This is a genomic window from Streptomyces niphimycinicus, assembly GCF_018883605.1.
Taxonomy (GTDB): domain Bacteria; phylum Actinomycetota; class Actinomycetes; order Streptomycetales; family Streptomycetaceae; genus Streptomyces; species Streptomyces niphimycinicus.
Map to the genome: position 1 here is coordinate 1 of NZ_JAHLEM010000748.1, position 859 is coordinate 859.

Sequence of the window (859 nt, forward strand, 5' to 3'; positions counted from 1 at the left end):
GAACGGCCGTGCCCAGCAGCGGGTGATCCGCCAGGCGCTGGCCAACGCCACGCTGTCCGGCGCCGATGTCGATGTGGTCGAGGCGCATGGCACGGGAACGTCGCTGGGCGACCCGATCGAGGCGGGCGCCCTGCTCGCCACGTACGGGAAGAAGCGCCCGGCCGACCGGCCACTGTGGCTCGGCTCGCTGAAGTCCAACATCGGCCACACGGCCGCCGCCGCGGGGGTCGGCGGCGTGATCAAAATGGTGCAGGCCATCCGCCACGGCGTGCTGCCCAGGACCCTGCACATCGAGGAGCCGTCGCCCAACGTGGACTGGTCCTCGGGCGCCGTCGAACTGCTCACCCAGGCCCGGCCGTGGCCGGAGACCGGGCGGGTCCGCCGCGCCGGGGTCTCCGCCTTCGGCGCCAGCGGCACCAACGCCCACGCCATCATCGAGCAGGCTCCCAAGGAGGAGGCCGCGGAGCCTTCGGGTACTTCGGCCGAGGGGGACGCCCCGGTGGGCGGCGCAACGGTGCCGTGGGTGCTGTCGGCCAAGACCGAGCCGGGCCTGCGGGCGCAGGCGGAACGGCTGCTGACGCGCCTCGCGGAGGACCCGGAGCTGCCCCCGGCGGACGTGGGCCTCTCGCTGGCCACCACCCGCGCCCTCTTCGACCACCGCGCCGTGGTGGTCGGTGGCGGCGTCGAGGACTTCCGTGGCGGTCTGACGGCCCTCACCCGGGGCGAGCCCGGTGGCCTCGTGGCTCAGGGCGTGGCGGGCCCGGTCGGGAAGCCGGTGTTCGTGTTTCCGGGGCAGGGGTCGCAGTGGGTGGGGATGGCGGTGGAGTTGTTGGATTCGTCGCCGGTGTTCGCGGGTCGG

General features: G+C 74.4%; 1 protein-coding gene. It reads left to right on the top strand.

All coding sequences use genetic code 11. The features are described from left to right. Nucleotides 1-859, top strand: an 859-nt coding sequence (locus KN815_RS41710; protein WP_216346987.1) for a ketoacyl-synthetase C-terminal extension domain-containing protein, incomplete at both ends; no start/stop codon positions are given.